Genomic DNA, 17,720 nt, shown 5'->3' on the forward strand with positions numbered 1-17,720 from the left:
TTAGTCCGTTTGAGAACAACAGCGGATAGCGTTTAGCACAAGCTTATGATCCGTGTCCGTCGCCACATAAGCTTGCCCCAGTGATTTAAGCAATACAAGACGTAACTTACCGGCAAGCACTTTTTTATCGCGCATCATATGAGGCAGATAGTCTTCCGCTTTCATTCCATCCGGTGATACAGTGGGTAAATTGGCACGGGCAAGTAATTTTTCCAAACGAGCAACCTCTGCGATGGAAATATTCCCCAATTCCTCAGAAAGCGCGGCAGCCATCATCATTCCGACGGAAACCGCTTCTCCATGTAACCAATTACCATAGCCAAGATGTGTTTCGATGGCATGACCAAAAGTATGCCCGAGATTTAATAGTGCACGATCGCCTTTCTCTGTTTCATCACGGGCTACAACATCCGCTTTTATTTGGCAACAACGGGCAATGCAATACTGGAGTGCTTCCTGTTTCAGCGACACAAGATCATCAATATTCTTTTCCAACCATTCAAAAAATTCATTGTCAAGAATAGCACCGTATTTAATGACTTCCGCAAGACCGGCATTGACTTCACGTTTTGGCAAGGTGTTCAGCGTAAGCGTATCAATCATCACTGTTACAGGTTGATAGAACGCACCGATCATATTCTTACCAAGCTCATGATTGACGGCGGTTTTCCCCCCGACGGAAGAATCCACTTGAGAAAGTAAAGTAGTCGGAATTTGAATTAAACGAACACCGCGCTGATAGCTTGCGGCTGCGAAACCTGCAACATCACCGATAACGCCACCGCCAAGTGCGATAATCGTTGTATCGCGACCATGGTTGCCTTGTAAAAGTTTGGTAAAAATCAGATTAAGAGAATCAAGCGTCTTGTACTTTTCACCATCGGGTAACAAAACATGATCGACTACACAACCCCGTTTTTCAAGGGCATCCATCACCGTTTTCAGATAAAACTGTGCGATCGTCGGATTGCTGACAACCATTATCCGCTCTCCGTCTTTAACCGGATAGCAAGTTTCATCTTGTAGCAAACCACTACCGATTAAAATCGGGTAACGACGTTCTTGTAATTCTACATTTACGCACAGCATAATTTATCCTTTACAATAATGATTAAATACTGCCAGTTAAAGCTAAAGGGTGCCGTTCAGCCCATTCATATTATCAATTAAATCAATAATTTGATTCACCATCACTTTAGCATTTTGGTCATCGGTAGGGAGGGTAATATCCGCAACTTCCTCATATAACGGGTTACGGATTTTCGCGAGATCTTCCAAGACTTGGCGCGGGTCTTCCACATCTTGTAAGAGTGGTCGTTTTTTATCCCGTTGTGTACGTTGGAATTGTTTATCAACCGTCGTTTCCAAATAAATCACAATACCACGCGCCGATAAGTAATTACGATTGTCTTTTGACAGCACTGTTCCGCCACCGGTAGAAAGAACAATACCTTGCATTTGGGTTAATTCATTAATGATACGTTCTTCACGTTTACGAAAGCCTTCCTCGCCTTCTAAATCAAAAATCCAACCGATATCAGCACCTGAACGCTCTTCAATTACTGCGTCAGAATCTAAAAAATCCATATTTAACTGTTGTGCTAATTGACGACCAATTGTGCTTTTACCCGCACCCATCGGCCCTACTAAAAAAATATTACGTTTTTCTGCCATTACTCTTTTTCTAATGATAAATTTACTCAAATTGATCTTTTTAATACTAAGCAAAACCACGAAATGAAAGTTGCCAAAAGATCACCCAAAAAATAATGGGGATTATCGCAATAAACCGCCTTAACTTTCAACCTTTAAAGGGAATTATTTTTAAATAAGTCTAAAGTGCGGTCAAAAATCGTTTAATTTTTGTTTGCTGGCTAAATTAACAATTAAATTTTTTCCCACACCTTATCGTAGCACTGATGTTATACACCGAATTAATCCGCTATTTGCCACACCCGATGAATAAAAGGAATAATTTCAGCTAAGGCATTCTTGATTGAAATCAAGCCCAAATTCATTTGCGTTTGTTTACCGGCTGGCGGGCAAAACGCCAGATGCTTATCCAAATCATTAATCGGTTTCCAACGCCTTGGTTGAGAGGAACGGCTATTAGGATAAAATCCCACCGTTGGAAGATTAAAAGCACTGCTTAAATGCAACGGCCCGGTTGAACCCGCAATAAATAAATCGGCACAAGCTAAGGAGTGGGCAAAATCAACCAAACCTTTATTTTTATCGTAAATCACAACACGTGAATCCCCCACTAATTGCGCCAGTTCATGGGCTTTTTCACTCTCACTGGGGCCGGCGGTCAGCACAATTTGACAATCAAACTCGATGAGTAATCCCTGAATTAATTCTGCATATTGAGTAAGTGAAAGATTTGTTGCCGATCCCCCTGAGCCACTATGAACAAAAATCCATTTCTTGTTCGCGGAAAGCCCTAATGTTTGTTGTAAAAAAACACGCTGATTTTCAACCGCACTTTTATCCAATACAAGATAGGGCGGTTTTGGTTCAACAATCGGCATATTATGTTTTTTTAAAAAAGCTCGGACTAAATCCTGATTGTATTCCGCTTCCGATTTTTCCGAACGGGAACGGCGCTGAGTAAGTCGGTGATTATAAAAAAACTGAACCAGTTTTGTAGCAGGTGCCAGGCGATATTTAATCCCGCTTTTCCAAGCTAATTTGGCATTATGCGTATTGGAAAAAAAACTGATCATGGCATCAAAGTTTCTTATTCTAATCTCATGGATAAGGCGGTTAAAATCTACTTTGTCGTCTTTTTTACTATCAATAATCACATCATCCAAATAAGGGCAAATTTGTGCAAGCGGTGCAGTGTAACTCGGCACAAGTGCGGTCAGTTTTAGTGAAGGATTTGATGCTTTCAGCATAGCGAAAGCCGGCCATGCCTGCATAAAATCACCCAGTTTATCATTACGAATGACCAACATTTTTTCCATAATACTTACTCCAAAGGTTGTCTTTTTTCACTTTGTTTTAGCATGGCTAAAAACACTATCGTTAGGAAGAAATAAAAAATATTACCCGAATTATGTGCAAAAAAACCTTGGCTTAAACAATAAATCATCACCGAAAAAATATGCACTATACCCAATGAGGCAATTAATTTTGTTTCTAAAGAAGAGCTGTTTAAACGACGTTTAAATTGAAATAACGGTACAAATAAAATGGCTAAAAATGCGATCAGTCCGACGATTCCTCGCTTAGAAAAATCATCGAGATATTGATTATGCGCATGGGTAAATTGCCCGATATGACCGGCTACTACTTTCGTTTCGACATCCTGTTTACGCTTTTCTGTCGCCCCTTGCTCTCCCCAGCCTAAAACCGGTTTTTCTTTTATCATTCCAACCGCACTTTTCCACATTTCAAAGCGTAATCCAAGCGAGGTATTCGCATTATTTTTTTCATATCTGACAATGTCGTATTGAATTAATGAAAGACGCTCCATCACACGGCTATTCGGCATTTGGCTAACACCGACTACAACTACGGCAAACATACCAATCAAACTCAGAAAAAATCTTTTTGACAGCGAACGGCGATAAATCCACAATACGACCATCAACATAACGGGTAACGCTACCCAGCCTCCACGAGCCGTAGAAAGAATACTGCCTAATACGCCACCAAATGAAGCAATAATACAAAGTGCGGCGATTTTTTTATGTGATTTTTGCCAAAAATAAAGCCCAATCACAAAACTAAACAGCCCCAATGACATTGCAATATCCCCGCCCTGAATCTGCATGGTTCGAGGAGCATATGCCATAGGACTGTGTAAAATAAACTTATCATAAAGAGCAACGAATCCCGCGATTACCGCTCCTAATGGAATAGCATAAATCAATGCACATAACTTTAATGGGGTTCTTAATAAGAAAATGAACGCCGGAATTAATAAAATAGCACGGCTTGGATTATCTAATTCCCTTCCCTTCCCTTCATTCATTAATAACGAAAGCACAAATACCGTAAAATAAAAAATATAACTATAAATAAGCCATTTATCTTCTTTTGATAAATCCCATTTGAATTTTTTGATCAGACCGTAAATGCCGTAACCTAAACCTAGCAGCATTAAAAAAATCGGGGCGATATTGTGTCCGCCTTTCAAAGTCAACACGGATAAAAAGAAAAAGCTAATACTTAAATTTGCCAAGAAAGGGAGAATATTCTGTTTTGAAATTTGCATAAGTTGTCACTCAAATATAAAAAACCGCACCTAAAAGTGCGGTCGTATTTTATGCTAGTTTTGTGGATTATAAAACATCAACACAGTTTAAGTCTTCGAAAGATTGCTCTAAACGTTTAGACATGGATTCTTCCATTTTGCGTAACCAAACACGCGGATCATAATATTTTTTATTCGGTACGTCCGGGCCTTCAGGATTACCTAATTGACCTTGTAAATAGGCTTCATTCGCTTTATAGAAGTTTAGAATACCATTCCAAGCCGCCCATTGAGTGTCGGTATCAATGTTCATTTTGATTGCACCGTAACCGATCGCTTCGCGGATTTCCTCACGGGAAGAACCGGAACCGCCGTGGAACACGAAATTAATTGGTTTTGCAGGAAGATTACGCTCTTTCGCCACAAATTCTTGTGATGCCCCTAAGATAGACGGCTTTAATTTCACATTACCCGGTTTATAAACACCGTGTACATTACCGAATGCCGCAGCAACAGTAAAGTTCGGGCTGACCGGATTTAGTTGGTCATAAACATATAATACGTCTTCAGGTTGAGTATAGAGTTTAGACTCTTCCACATCTGAATTATCTACGCCGTCTTCTTCACCACCGGTGATACCGATTTCGATCTCAAGAGTCATCCCCATTTTATCCATACGGGCAAGATATTCACGGCAAATTGCCATATTTTCTTCCATTGGCTCTTCAGATAAATCAATCATATGAGAAGAGAATAATGGGCGACCGGTTTCGGCAAAATGTTTTTCACCCGCTTCTAATAAACCGTCAATCCATGGAAGTAATTTTTTCGCTGCGTGATCGGTATGAAGGATAACCGGCACACCATATTCTTTTGCAAGAGTATGAACGTGTTTCGCACCGGCAATTGCGCCTAAAACGTCGGCACGCTCGCCTGATGTAGGTTTGATACCTTTACCGGCATAGAAAGAGGCACCGCCATTAGAAAACTGGATAATAACCGGTGATTTTACTCGAGCCGCAGTTTCTAATACGGCATTAACGGAGTCAGACCCTACACAGTTTACCGCCGGGATTGCGAAATTATGTTCTTTGGCATAAGCGAATACTTTCTGAACATCTTCACCAGTTAATACACCTGGTTTTACGATATCTAATAAACCCATCTTGTTGTTTCCTTCTTTAAATGTTAAGAACTTTTATATGGTGTATGTCATTCAACACACACCATCACCATATTCGGTTAATTAACCGTTCGCACGTTTTTCAAGAATTTCCACTGCAGGCAATACTTTACCTTCGACAAATTCTAAGAATGCACCGCCACCGGTTGAAATGTAAGAAATTTTATCGGCAATACCAAATAAATCGATCGCGGCAAGGGTATCACCACCACCGGCAATAGAGAATGCATCACTATTAGCAATAGCGTGAGAAATCACTTCAGTCCCTTTACGGAAATTAGGGAATTCAAACACGCCTACCGGCCCATTCCATAAAACGGTTTTCGCATTTTTGATGATTTCAGCCAATTGCTCTGCAGATTTATCACCAATATCAAAAATGGATTCATCGTCTTTTACTTCAGTCACGGCTTTTTCGGTTGCAGGTGCTGTTTCAGAAAATTCTGTTCCTACACGCACATCAACCGGAACGGGAATATCCGTACTGGCGGCTAATTCTTTTGCCACAGGAATTAAATCTTCTTCATACAAAGATTTACCTACATTGTGACCGGCCGCCGCGATGAACGTATTTGCAATACCGCCACCCACGATAATTTGATCAGCAATTTTTGAAAGAGAGTTTAACACTTCTAATTTTGTGGAAACTTTAGAACCGCCTACAATTGCCACCATTGGACGAGCAGGTTCTTTTAACGCTTTACCTAAGGCATCTAACTCAGCGGCAAGCAATGGACCGGCACAAGCAACCGGCGCAAATTCAGCAACACCGTAAGTTGAAGCTTGTGCACGGTGTGCGGTACCGAATGCGTCCATCACGAATACGTCACAAAGTGCAGCATATTTTTTACCTAATTCAGGATCGTTTTTCTTTTCACCTTTGTTTACGCGAACGTTTTCCAGAACAACGATTTCGCCTTCTTTCACATCCACGCCATCAAGGTAATCACGTACTAAACGCACAGGAACATCAAGATGTTCGTTCAAATAATCAACAACTGGTTGCAAAGAATCTTCAGGCTTAAATTCACCTTCAGTCGGACGACCTAAGTGAGAAGTCACCATCACTTTCGCGCCTTTTTCAAGAGCTAATTTCAAAGTAGGGATGGTTGCACGGATACGTGCATCGGAAGTCACTTTGCCGTCTTTCACCGGTACATTAAGATCTGCGCGAATAAACACTCGTTTGCCTGCTAAATCTAAGTCGGTCATCTTGATTACTGACATAATCTATCCTCTTGGTTAGTTAAAATTAAAACTTCGCCCATTATACCTAGATCTCGCTAGGTTGTAACGATTTAGATCAAAGAAATCCTTATTACTTCTGACAATCAATCACTTGCCACTGCTTGTTATAACAAATAAATAATTCATTTCGGCTTGCACCAAGATAGGCGTTTTTAAGCTGCGGATTGTTTTGTTTCATCCAACGGAATAATTCACTTCGGCTTAAATTTTCTTTCGGTAAACGTAACGCACTAAATAACTCCAATTCCTTGGCAAAATACTGTTCTGCAGAACCGAAAACACAACTACCGTGTTTTTCCCACTCTCCTTGCAATAGTTTTGCCCCCGGCGATAAGGTTAAATAAGGTTCAACAATCGATTTCGGTAACACCGGTAAATCCCCTTGGCAAAAACGGGGATGATCCGCCACAGAGCGTGCTTTGGCATTTTGTGGCCATAAACCATGCACTACCCAGCCAAAAGTGCGGTTATTTTCACATTGATATTGCGCTGATGAAGGTAACTGATTGCCATATTTTTCACGCTGAGAAGCGCAAAAACTCGGTGACCAAGAAAGCACCAGCATATAATAATCCACCGACGCATTAGCATTTTGTCCGATAGGATCATCACGCATAATCACATCGTAATCGGCAAAAATATCTGTATTTTTAACCGCACTTTTACCTTTTTGGGGAGTGGAAGATTCTGCTTGAGAAGAAAACTTTTGATTTTCGCTAAAATATTGCCAAATGCTGAATGCAGCAAGGGCAATAATGGAAAATGTGGAAATTTGTTTCTTCATAAAATATGTTTATTTTTTGTCAATTTTATATTTGTCGGCTATAATTCGCCGCTTTCATATCTAATATCCCAAAGGATCACAATGGCATTATTCATCACCCATAAATGTACGAACTGCGATATGTGTTTGCCGGAATGTCCCAACGAGGCAATTTCTATCGGTGATGAAATTTATGTAATCGATCCCGTACTTTGCACGGAATGTGTTGGTCATTATGACACACCAACCTGCCAAAAAGTTTGCCCTATTACGAACTGCATAAAACCTGATCCCGACCATCAAGAAACGGAAGAACAACTTTGGGAGCGTTTTGTGATGATCCATCATGCCGATAAACTTAAAGGTTAAGCCATGTTTTCTCGAATGACTAAAACAAAATTACTCAAAATCGTGGTGATTTTAATTTACCTGTTTAGCCCTATCGATATTCTACCGGAAGCCGTACTCGGACCTTTGGGTTTAGTGGATGATGCGGCCGCTGTGTGGCTATTAATAAAAATTTTACTTGCTAAATAAAAAAGTGCGGTTAATTTTCTCTGAGAATTTCAACCGCACTTTTCCACATTATGCCGTCTTCATTTGGAAGATCACCAATTCTGCCTGACAGCAGAAAGCAAATTTTGCCTTTAATAAATAACCGTCATCGACTTTACTGATTTCCGCCTGAATTTCACAAGGTTCACTTTCAACCTCACGAGCTTTCTGAGTAAAAAAATCTAAAGCGGTTTGCGCTTGCTCTTGGGCGTCATAGATATAGTTGATCTCTTGTGTACAATCCCGATTATCAAACAATGATTTCATATCAAAGGTGTTACAACCGACACATTCAACCGGTCTTTCTGTTTGAATTGCCATATTTCTCTCCTTTTTATTAATCGCTATTTTGCCGCCACAAACCCCACGGCTTCATACACTTTTGCGAGAGTTTCCTGCGCTTTCGCCCGTGCTTTTGCGGCACCTTGGCGAAGAACTTCATCAAGCAAGGCTTCATTGCTACGATATTCATGAAAACGTGCCTGCAACTCTGCAAGTAAATTAGACACTTCATCAGCCACCGCAGTTTTTAAATGACCGTACATTTTACCTTCAAATTCTTGTTCAAGTTCAGCAATGGATTTATCCGTTACGGCAGAAAGAATATCCAATAGATTTGATACCCCCGCTTTGTTTTTTACGTCATAACGAACAACAGGCGGCTCATCAGAATCAGTCACTGCACGTTTAATTTTTTTCGCCACGGATTTTGGATCTTCTAAAAGTGTCACCACATTATTGCGGTTATCATCGGATTTTGACATTTTCTTTTCCGGATCCTGCAATGACATAATACGTGCACCGGCTTTACCGATAAAAATTTCAGGAATAGTAAAAATATCCCCATAAAGGGCATTAAAGCGATTGGCAATATCGCGTGTGATTTCCAGATGTTGTTTTTGATCATCGCCAACCGGCACATTTTTTGCTTGATAAAGCAAAATATCCGCCGCCATCAATACCGGATAATCAAACAAACCCACATTAATATTTTCCGCATAACGTGCCGATTTATCTTTAAATTGGGTCATACGGCTCATTTCACCAAAATAAGTATAACAATTCAGTACCCAGCTTAATTGGGTATGTTCCGGAACATGGGATTGAACAAAAATTGTCGCTTTGTTCGGATCAATACCGCAGGCTAAATATAGCGCCACAACATCAAGGGTTGCCTTACGAAGTGCGGCGGGATCTTGACGCACCGTGATCGCATGTAAATCAACCACGCAGAAAATACACTCATAATCCTCTTGCATTTTTACCCAATTGCGCAATGCGCCTAAATAGTTCCCGATAGTCAACTCGCCGGAAGGCTGCACTCCGCTAAATACGATTGGTTTTACCATAACTTATCCTTTCTCATCTTAAAAATAAATTGGCGGTATCATATCAAAAGATCGCTTCTTTTTTAATGAGATAGTTCAAAACACGCGGTAAAAATGCTATATTGCGTGCAATTTCAGCCTGTTTATCACGCCTATTACATTTTTTATATGACAAATTACCATGATATGGCGCTGGCTCTTGCCGGCATTTATCAATCCACTGCATTGGTCAATCAACTTGCGATGAAAGGCAAAGTGGAAAATCAGGATGCTTTTCACGCTACCATCAATTCTCTTTTTCAAACCCAACCGGAAAACACGCTTGCCGTTTTTGGTGGGCAAATTCATTATCTAAAACTAGGTTTGGAAACACTTATTGAACAACTGTCCACCCTTGATGATAAAAATATCGTAAATTATTGGAGCAATTTATTGGGCTTGGAAAATATCCTGAATAAAAACCCTAAAGCAAAATCCGAACTGGCACAACGTATTCAACGCTTGCAGGAACAACTGGCGTATCACAAATTGCTTGACGAACAGATGATGTCCATTATGGCTAATATTTATATTGATGTAATTAGCCCTTTAGGACGACGAATTCATATTGTTGGTGACGAAAATTATCTACAACAACAATTTGTGCAAGACAAAGTTCGAGCCTGTTTGCTTGCCGGTATTCGTGCTACCGTGCTATGGCGACAAGTAGGTGGCAATAAATGGCGATTATTATTCTTCCGCAGCAAAATAATTAATGTCGCGAAGGAAATCTATTCAACAATTTATTCTTAATGATCAACATCCCTTAATACACCGGAGTATTTTATGCAACTTTCCGCACTGACTGCGATTTCCCCAATTGATGGGCGTTACCAAGACAAAGCAACCGCACTTCGCGACATTTTTAGTGAATTCGGTTTACTTAAATTCCGCGTGACCGTTGAAATTCGCTGGTTACAAAAATTAGCCGCGACCGCCGCAATTCCGGAAGTGTCTCATTTATCTAAAGAGGCAAACGATTACCTCAATAACATTGTCAGCGAATTTAGCCTAAAAGATGCAGAACGCATTAAAGAAATTGAGCGCACTACTAATCACGATGTAAAAGCGGTGGAATATTTCTTAAAAGAAAAAAGCGAAGCCTTACCGGAATTAGCAAACGTTTCAGAATTTATTCACTTTGCCTGCACTTCCGAAGACATCAACAATCTTTCTCATGCATTAATGCTAAAAACAGCACGTGATACTGTGATTTTACCGGAATGGCAAAAACTCATTGATGAAATCACCCGCCTTGCAAACGAATACAAAACTATTCCATTACTTTCACGCACACATGGTCAGCCGGCTTCCCCTACGACTGTCGGAAAAGAAATGGCAAATGTGGTCTATCGTTTACGCCGCCAATTCAAACAACTACAACAAAATGAGATTCTTGGCAAAATTAACGGTGCGGTGGGCAACTACAACGCCCACTTATCTGCTTATCCGGATCTCGATTGGCATAAATTTAGCGAAGAATTTGTTACCTCGCTCGGCTTGAATTGGAACCCCTACACGACACAAATTGAACCTCATGATTACATCGCCGAATATTTTGATACCATCGTGCGTTTCAACACCATCATCATTGATTTCGATCGAGATCTCTGGGGCTATATTGCATTAAATCATTTCAAACAACGCACTATTGCCGGTGAAATCGGTTCTTCCACGATGCCGCATAAAGTGAACCCGATTGACTTTGAGAACTCAGAAGGCAATCTTGGTCTTGCTAATGCCGTGATGACCCATCTGGGACAAAAACTACCAGTTTCCCGTTGGCAACGGGATTTAACGGACTCCACCGTCTTACGTAATCTTGGCGTGGGCGTGGGTTACTGTTTAATCGCCTATGCAGCGACCCGTAAAGGTATCAGCAAATTAGAAGTCAATGAGCAGCATTTGCGTGATGAACTCAACCAAAACTGGGAAGTGTTGGCAGAGCCAATCCAAACCGTAATGCGCCGTTATGGTATTGAAAAACCTTATGAAAAACTCAAAGAGCTCACACGCGGCAAACGCGTAGATGAACAAGCTATGCGGGAATTTGTGGAGAAACTTGAGATTCCGGCTGAAGAAAAAGCCCGTTTACAGCAACTCACCCCTGCAAGCTATATCGGTGCGGCGGTTGAGCTTGTGGAAAAACTGTAATTTAGCATGATAAAGTGCGGTTAAAATTGAGTGAGAATTTTGACCGCACTTATGAATAACCATGTTTGATTCGATTACCAAATACTAAAGTATTAATGCATTAAAGAAGAAAAGTATTTAGGAGAATCAACCATCACACCATCAACCCCTAATTTACTGGCCAAATCCAGATCTTCTTTGGTTTTTATACCGAATAAAATAATATGTTGGGGTGTTTGTCTAAAACATTTTATATCTTCCGCTGACCAAGCCAGTAGCGCTTCACTTATCCCTTCTCCCAATGTAAAAGTTTCAACGACTTTAACTTTCCGATAAAGTTCAAAGCCGTGCCAGTATTCCGCTTTTAACGGTGTCGGGCAGTGATTACTATTTAATGCCGTTTCGACTAAATATTGTCGGGTAAGATCCCGTGAAGCAAAAACCGGTATTTCAGCTGATAACATCTCTGTAAATGCTTTATTTGTAGAATACACTCTCACTCGGTTAAACGCCTTATGTTTGGTCAGCACTTGTAACAGCGCATTTTTCATACTGATAGGATCAGCATCGGGCGATTTGAGATCCAAATAGAAAAAGGTTTCCGGATAAGACGTTAAAATATCGTCTAAACTGGGAATACCAATATCTTTATTGCGATAGGGGTAACCATCATTCGGTTTGAAATAATATGCCGCATCCAATTTTTTTAATTCAGCGGCAGAATATTCTGAGACAACCCCTTTAGCATTGGTATTTACCGATAAATCTTTAGGACGATATAGAACGGGAATGTTATCTTTTGATAATTGAATAGTAATCCAAATTGCATCTGCTTTATTTTTCAGCGCTTCATTGATTGCAAATGAAGTATTTTCGGGAGCATCATCTTTTCCGGCGCGATGAGCAATCAATTGTAACTGTTGAGCAGAACTTGAAAAGGATAATTCAGTTGCATACAAGATTTTCGGCAGGAATATAATCATCGATGCGGAAAATAAAATTCGGTAAATAAACATAATAATCTCCTATATTAGGCGGTATATCGCTGAATTTATTCTAAAATAGATTTATGACAATAAAATGATTCAAACTTGTATCGGGATTGTTTAGTTTTTGTTGTATTTATAATGTTTATTTATCAATATCATATTTTTTAAGAGACAAATTCTGAAATTCATTCTAATATATGCGCCAGTATCTTTTGTTAGTCTTAAATAGAGGAAAGCTAAAATGGCAAAAATCATTAAAGTGATTGGACGTGAAATCATTGACTCACGTGGTAACCCAACTGTTGAAGCCGAAGTTCATTTAGAAGGCGGTTTCGTTGGTTTAGCGGCAGCTCCATCAGGCGCATCAACCGGTTCACGTGAAGCATTGGAATTACGCGATGGCGATAAATCACGTTTCCTAGGTAAAGGTGTATTAAAAGCGGTTGCAGCAGTAAACGGCCCTATTGCCGAAGCATTAGTGGGTAAAAATGCCTCAAACCAAGCTGAAATCGACCAAATCATGATCGATTTAGACGGTACGGACAATAAATCCAACTTCGGCGCAAACGCAATCTTAGCGGTTTCTTTAGCAAATGCAAAAGCGGCAGCCGCAGCTAAAGGCTTACCGCTTTATGCTTACATTGCCGAACTCAACGTCACACCGGGCGTATATTCTATGCCATTACCGATGATGAACATCATCAATGGTGGTGAGCACGCGGATAACAATGTAGATATCCAAGAGTTTATGATCCAACCGGTTGGTGCGAAAACATTACGTGAAGCACTTCGTATCGGTGCGGAAGTATTCCACAATCTTGCTAAAGTATTAAAAGCAAAAGGTATGAGTACAGCGGTTGGTGATGAAGGCGGTTTTGCACCAAATCTTGCCTCGAACGCAGACGCTTTGGCTTGTATCAAAGAAGCGGTAGAAAAAGCCGGTTACGTATTAGGTAAAGATGTTACCTTAGCGATGGACTGCGCCTCTTCCGAGTTCTACAACAAAGAAACCGGCAAATATGAAATGAAAGGCGAAGGTCGTTCATTCACTTCTCAAGAATTCACACACTATCTTGAAGAACTTTGCAAAGAATACCCAATCGTGTCTATCGAAGACGGTCAAGACGAATCTGACTGGGATGGTTTTGCATACCAAACTAAAGTACTTGGCGACAAAGTACAATTAGTCGGTGATGACTTATTTGTAACCAATACCAAAATCTTAAAAGAAGGAATTGAGAAAGGTATTGCAAACTCTATCTTAATCAAATTCAACCAAATCGGTTCTTTAACTGAAACCTTAGCGGCAATTAAAATGGCAAAAGATGCAGGTTATACTGCGGTCATTTCTCACCGCTCAGGTGAAACCGAAGATGCCACTATCGCTGATTTAGCGGTAGGTACAGCAGCAGGTCAAATCAAAACCGGTTCGATGAGCCGTTCTGACCGTGTAGCGAAATATAACCAATTAATCCGTATTGAAGAAGCCTTAGAGCGTGCCGGCACACCGGCAACTTTCCCGGGTTTAAAAGCGGTGAAAGGTCAAGCCTAATCTTTGGTTGATTTAAACCGAAATCGCACCGCACTTTTAGGAAAAAGTGCGGTGTTTTTTTAAGGTGTTTTTATGACTATACCCACTCATTCACTGCTAACCGAGCCTTGGCTCACTTGGGCGATTGAAATCCAAAGCATTGCACAAAACGGTCTCACTTATTGTAAAAATATCTACGATATTGAACGTTATGAACGCTTACGTGATCTCTCTGCGGAAATGCTAAGCTATAAAACGGCACTCCCAACAGAAACCGTGAAAAATCTTTTTTGCAGTGAAGAAGGCTATCAAACGCCCAAAGTGGATACGCGTGCAGTAACTTTCCAAGATGATAAAATTTTGCTGGTGCAAGAAAATGATGGGCTTTGGTCATTACCCGGCGGTTGGTGTGATGTATTGGAAACTATTCATAGCAATACAATAAAAGAAGTAAAAGAAGAAGCGGGACTTGAGGTAGAGCCCACTTTCATTATTGCCATTCACGATCAACATAAACACAATTTTCCGCCTTTTGCCTATCGTGTATTAAAAACCTTTGTGATGTGTGAGCAATTAAGTGGTGAATTTCAATCAAACAGCGAAACCTTGCAATCCGATTATTTTGCGTTAGATGAACTGCCACCCTTAGACGAAGCCAAAAACACACCTGCACAGATTGCACTTTGTTTTCAAGCACGTCATAGTAAGTCGTGGACAACACTATTTGATTAGGAAAAATTATGTTACATCTCACCCTTGAGGATCAACTCTTCCTCGGACAACCCAAACAAGTCGGCACTCATTCAACCCAGTATGATCACCTTGCCGTGATGTTTGAAGATGACGGCGAAACCGGCTATTTTTATGCGTTGGATATGCGCCAAAATGCCCAACCGATCGTTGATGTCCTGCACGTTTATAATGTGGATTCCACCTCAAATCATCATGAAGCCCGCAAATTGGAAATTTGTTGGGATGAAAGCGGTTATTTAGCGTTACTTTTAATCAATGGTTATCCGCACGCAGTATTTGATTTTGCCCGTTTAGTCGGTTATAACAGTAGCAAACATCCACAACCGAATTTAATGAGTATGTGGACAAGGGAAGAAATCACCAATGAAAAAGCCGAGCAATGGCTTGGCGTGAAAACCATCAAATAAATGAAATTTTACCGCAATCCACATCCTTTCAAAGTCATCAGCTTTGATTTGGACGACACCCTTTATGACAACCGTGATGTGATTCGCCGCGCGGTTTCACGGTTTGTACAATACACACAAACCCTAACCCAATGCCCTACCTTTGAAACGGAATGGTTGGCTTGGAAAGATCGTATCGCACAGGAAAATCCGCTATTAAGCGAAGATGTCACAGAGTGGCGAAAAGAAGCATTACGCCAATTTTTACATGCACAAAACAAAAGTGCGGTAGAAATTGACCGCACTTTATCCCTTGCGATGAATGAATTTCTGCATTGGCGTCATCAAATTGATTTACCGCAAGAGACATTTCGCATACTAAATGAATTAAAAAACCGCTATAAGCTCAGTGTTATTACAAATGGCAACGTTGCTCCTTCACGCATAGGTTTATCACAATTTGATCTGGTTCTGCGTGGCGGCGAGCATGGCAGAGCGAAACCCCACAAAGATTTATTCCTACAAACCGCCGATTATTTTAATGTTTCACCACAGGAAATTCTGCATGTGGGCGATCACCTAACCACGGATGTACAGGGAGCAATCCAAGCGGGTTGCCAAGCGGTGTGGATTAATTTATCTGATAATCAGATCGCTGACTTCACCACAGCTACCCTACTACCAACTTTAGAAATCAATCACTTAACTGAACTGTTATTATTATGAAAAAGAAAAATCAAATCCTCGTTACACTCTCTATTGTCGCCTTACTTGGCGGTTGTTCGGAGGAAGAAGTACAACGTGATGTGTACCATTCCCTTGACGACTGCCTTGCCGATTGGAAAAAAATTGAATTATGCGAAGCGGATAAAACAACCGAAAATACGCAAACGCAAGCGCAAAATGCAAACCAACAATCACAAAACGGCAATTCGCTTTCCGGTTTAGGATTGCGTAATAACGGTGAAAATACCAATAACAATGAGTGGCAAAATGCCAATCAAACTCAAACTGAGCAAAATAATGCGACCGGAGAAACCTCCGCCAACGTAGAAAGCGATGATCCCTCTTTGGGTGCCGCTATTGCCGGCGGTGTGATGGGTTATGTGGCAGCTCAAGCCATTAGTAATTTCCTCGGGCCGAGCTATCATCCGGGCAATCGTGCGGTTTCTACCCCTAGCGGGCAAGTTATCCAACCTCAAACTAATCGTTCTGTGGGGAAACCTATGTTGGTAAAAGGCAAAGCGGGGAGTATGAACAGCAAACCAATTGCACGCGGCGGCTTTAGCAGCCCAAGCCATTCAAACCGTAGTAGCGGAGGGTAAGATGAAACGCATAAGCGGTTTTCCTACCCGCCCTGATATGGTGCAACAACTGTTAGATGTGGGGTTTGATTATTACAATTTACCTTCCAGCGACGGTTCTCACTATTGGTCGGATAATGTCGCCTACGAATTTACCTTGGCTGAGATCGATCGTATTGAAGATACCACCAATGAACTTCACTCAATGTGTTTAAATTTTGTTGCCGATGAAATCAAGCAAGGCGATTATGCCTATTATCGTTTCACCGATTTACAAAAGCAGCTGATTGAAGACTCATGGCATAAACAAGCGCCCTATTTATACGGACGTTTTGATTTTGGTTATGACGGTGAAAATTTAAAAATGTTTGAATACAATGCCGATACGCCGACGTCTTTATTAGAGGCCGCTGTCGTGCAATGGCAATGGCTGGAGCAAATTGAAGGGTTACAACATCGTGACCAATTTAATTGGATCCACGAAGAATTACTCAAACATTTCAGCTTTCTCAAACAACAGAGCGGAAAAAGCGATTTCTATTTCAGTGCCATGCAAGAAGCCGGACGAGAAGACTGGGGCAATTTAGATTACCTTGCAGACGTTGCTTATAATGCCGGCTGGCATATCCACCAACTTGCAGTGGAAGACATTGGTTATAACAAAGACAGCAAAGAATTTGTTGATTTAAACGACACGCCGATTGAAATGCTTTTCAAACTCTATCCTTTGGAATGGTTAAGCGGGGCGGAGTTTGCTCAACATATCCCGACAGCCAATACGCATTTTATTGAGCCGGCTTGGAAAATGTTATTAAGTAACAAAGCATTACTCGCAAAATTATGGCAGCGTTATCCTAATCACCCGAATTTACTGCCTGCTTATTTCAACAAATTTGATATTACCGATCGCAATGCCATTTGGGTAAAAAAACCACTGCTTGGTCGGGAAGGGGCTAACCTATTCTATTATGAAAAAAATAATGGCGTAGAATTTGCCGCTAAAGGTAGCGAACACTCAGCGTTCTATGATACGTCCGGTTATATTTATCAACAGAAATTTGAGCTGCCAAATTTTGATGGTATGTATCCTGTTATCGGCTCTTGGGTCATTGGTGATGTGGCGTGCGGCATGGGATTACGTGAAGATTTCACCGCAGTGACGGGCAACGATAGTCATTTCGTCCCGCATTATTTTGTACCATAATTTAACCGAGAACAGACAAAATAAAGGAAAATTGAGAAACTAAAAACGGCAGAATAACCTGCCGCTTTTTTGTTTATCTAATATCGTCATCACTGATCAA

Annotated in this window: 20 protein-coding genes; 10 read left to right on the forward strand and 10 right to left on the reverse strand. The window is 40.8% G+C overall.

The window, feature by feature from the left end:
• The 7 genes from aroB to PNEUHYL_RS11175 form a co-directional block, all read right to left on the reverse strand.
• Complete coding sequence (aroB, locus tag PNEUHYL_RS11145; protein WP_059368340.1) at positions 1-1,089, reverse strand: 3-dehydroquinate synthase; 1,089 nt, start codon at positions 1,087-1,089, stop codon at positions 1-3.
• A gap of 42 nt (positions 1,090-1,131) precedes the next feature.
• Entirely contained in the window at positions 1,132-1,674 is a 543-nt protein-coding gene (aroK, locus tag PNEUHYL_RS11150) for a shikimate kinase AroK (RefSeq protein ID WP_059368343.1), read from the reverse strand.
• A 260-nt stretch (positions 1,675-1,934) separates the two neighbouring features.
• Complete coding sequence (locus PNEUHYL_RS11155; protein ID WP_059368344.1) at positions 1,935-2,969, reverse strand: glycosyltransferase family 9 protein; 1,035 nt, start codon at positions 2,967-2,969, stop codon at positions 1,935-1,937.
• A 5-nt stretch (positions 2,970-2,974) separates the two neighbouring features.
• Entirely contained in the window at positions 2,975-4,225 is a 1,251-nt protein-coding gene (locus tag PNEUHYL_RS11160; RefSeq protein ID WP_059368348.1) for an O-antigen ligase family protein, read from the reverse strand.
• A 67-nt stretch (positions 4,226-4,292) separates the two neighbouring features.
• A complete protein-coding gene (gene fbaA, locus PNEUHYL_RS11165) occupies positions 4,293-5,369 on the reverse strand; it encodes a class II fructose-bisphosphate aldolase (protein WP_059368352.1) in 1,077 nt (358 codons plus the stop codon).
• 81 nt (positions 5,370-5,450) lie between these two features.
• Positions 5,451-6,614, reverse strand: a complete 1,164-nt coding sequence (gene pgk / locus PNEUHYL_RS11170; RefSeq protein WP_059368358.1) for a phosphoglycerate kinase — start codon at positions 6,612-6,614, stop codon at positions 5,451-5,453.
• A 91-nt stretch (positions 6,615-6,705) separates the two neighbouring features.
• Positions 6,706-7,419 (reverse strand): ribonuclease T2 family protein, encoded by a 714-nt coding sequence (locus PNEUHYL_RS11175; RefSeq protein ID WP_059368362.1) that lies wholly within the window; start codon positions 7,417-7,419, stop codon positions 6,706-6,708.
• Positions 7,420-7,500: 81 nt separating this feature from the next.
• Between PNEUHYL_RS11175 and PNEUHYL_RS11180 the strand changes: the two genes are divergently transcribed.
• Both PNEUHYL_RS11180 and PNEUHYL_RS11185 read left to right on the forward strand, forming a co-directional pair.
• Entirely contained in the window at positions 7,501-7,767 is a 267-nt protein-coding gene (locus PNEUHYL_RS11180) for a YfhL family 4Fe-4S dicluster ferredoxin (protein WP_059368366.1), read from the forward strand.
• Positions 7,768-7,782: 15 nt separating this feature from the next.
• Entirely contained in the window at positions 7,783-7,935 is a 153-nt protein-coding gene (locus PNEUHYL_RS11185; protein ID WP_069029814.1) for a DUF1232 domain-containing protein, read from the forward strand.
• Positions 7,936-7,983: 48 nt separating this feature from the next.
• Here the strand turns inward: PNEUHYL_RS11185 and PNEUHYL_RS11190 are convergent, their stop codons facing one another.
• Positions 7,984-8,274: a YfcZ/YiiS family protein gene (locus PNEUHYL_RS11190; RefSeq protein ID WP_059368371.1), complete on the reverse strand. Its 291-nt coding sequence runs from the start codon at positions 8,272-8,274 to the stop codon at positions 7,984-7,986.
• 23 nt (positions 8,275-8,297) lie between these two features.
• Positions 8,298-9,302 carry a tryptophan--tRNA ligase gene (trpS, locus tag PNEUHYL_RS11195; protein WP_059368373.1) on the reverse strand — a complete coding sequence of 335 codons (1,005 nt, stop codon included), beginning with the start codon at positions 9,300-9,302 and terminating at the stop codon, positions 8,298-8,300.
• A 147-nt stretch (positions 9,303-9,449) separates the two neighbouring features.
• Here trpS and hflD point away from each other — a divergent pair, with 147 nt between their 5' ends.
• On the forward strand, positions 9,450-10,073 hold the full coding sequence (gene hflD, locus PNEUHYL_RS11200) for a high frequency lysogenization protein HflD (protein WP_059368879.1): 624 nt from the start codon (positions 9,450-9,452) through the stop codon (positions 10,071-10,073).
• A 33-nt stretch (positions 10,074-10,106) separates the two neighbouring features.
• Positions 10,107-11,474, forward strand: coding sequence for an adenylosuccinate lyase (gene purB / locus PNEUHYL_RS11205; protein WP_059368377.1), 1,368 nt, complete (start codon positions 10,107-10,109; stop codon positions 11,472-11,474).
• Between the two features lie 92 nt (positions 11,475-11,566).
• Here purB and PNEUHYL_RS11210 read toward each other — a convergent pair whose 3' ends face one another.
• A complete protein-coding gene (locus PNEUHYL_RS11210; protein ID WP_077664005.1) occupies positions 11,567-12,469 on the reverse strand; it encodes a glycerophosphodiester phosphodiesterase family protein in 903 nt (300 codons plus the stop codon).
• A 214-nt stretch (positions 12,470-12,683) separates the two neighbouring features.
• On the opposite strand from PNEUHYL_RS11210, the gene eno reads away from it, so the two are divergent.
• From eno to PNEUHYL_RS11240, 6 genes are all read left to right on the forward strand, one after another.
• Positions 12,684-13,994 carry a phosphopyruvate hydratase gene (gene eno / locus PNEUHYL_RS11215; protein ID WP_059368383.1) on the forward strand — a complete coding sequence of 437 codons (1,311 nt, stop codon included), beginning with the start codon at positions 12,684-12,686 and terminating at the stop codon, positions 13,992-13,994.
• Positions 13,995-14,066: 72 nt separating this feature from the next.
• On the forward strand, positions 14,067-14,705 hold the full coding sequence (locus PNEUHYL_RS11220) for an NUDIX hydrolase N-terminal domain-containing protein (RefSeq protein ID WP_059368384.1): 639 nt from the start codon (positions 14,067-14,069) through the stop codon (positions 14,703-14,705).
• A gap of 8 nt (positions 14,706-14,713) precedes the next feature.
• Positions 14,714-15,133 carry a DUF2251 domain-containing protein gene (locus tag PNEUHYL_RS11225; protein WP_059368386.1) on the forward strand — a complete coding sequence of 140 codons (420 nt, stop codon included), beginning with the start codon at positions 14,714-14,716 and terminating at the stop codon, positions 15,131-15,133.
• Positions 15,134-15,838 (forward strand): HAD-IA family hydrolase, encoded by a 705-nt coding sequence (locus PNEUHYL_RS11230; protein WP_059368388.1) that lies wholly within the window; start codon positions 15,134-15,136, stop codon positions 15,836-15,838.
• On the forward strand, positions 15,835-16,437 hold the full coding sequence (locus PNEUHYL_RS11235) for a hypothetical protein (protein WP_059368390.1): 603 nt from the start codon (positions 15,835-15,837) through the stop codon (positions 16,435-16,437). Before PNEUHYL_RS11230 ends, PNEUHYL_RS11235 begins: the two co-directional genes overlap by 4 nt.
• A gap of 1 nt (position 16,438) precedes the next feature.
• A complete protein-coding gene (locus tag PNEUHYL_RS11240) occupies positions 16,439-17,620 on the forward strand; it encodes a glutathionylspermidine synthase family protein (protein ID WP_059368392.1) in 1,182 nt (393 codons plus the stop codon).
• Positions 17,621-17,720 lie beyond the last annotated feature (100 nt).

Origin of the sequence: Rodentibacter caecimuris (assembly GCF_001019715.1) — a bacterium.
In the GTDB taxonomy this organism is placed as follows: Bacteria; Pseudomonadota; Gammaproteobacteria; order Enterobacterales; family Pasteurellaceae; genus Rodentibacter; species Rodentibacter caecimuris.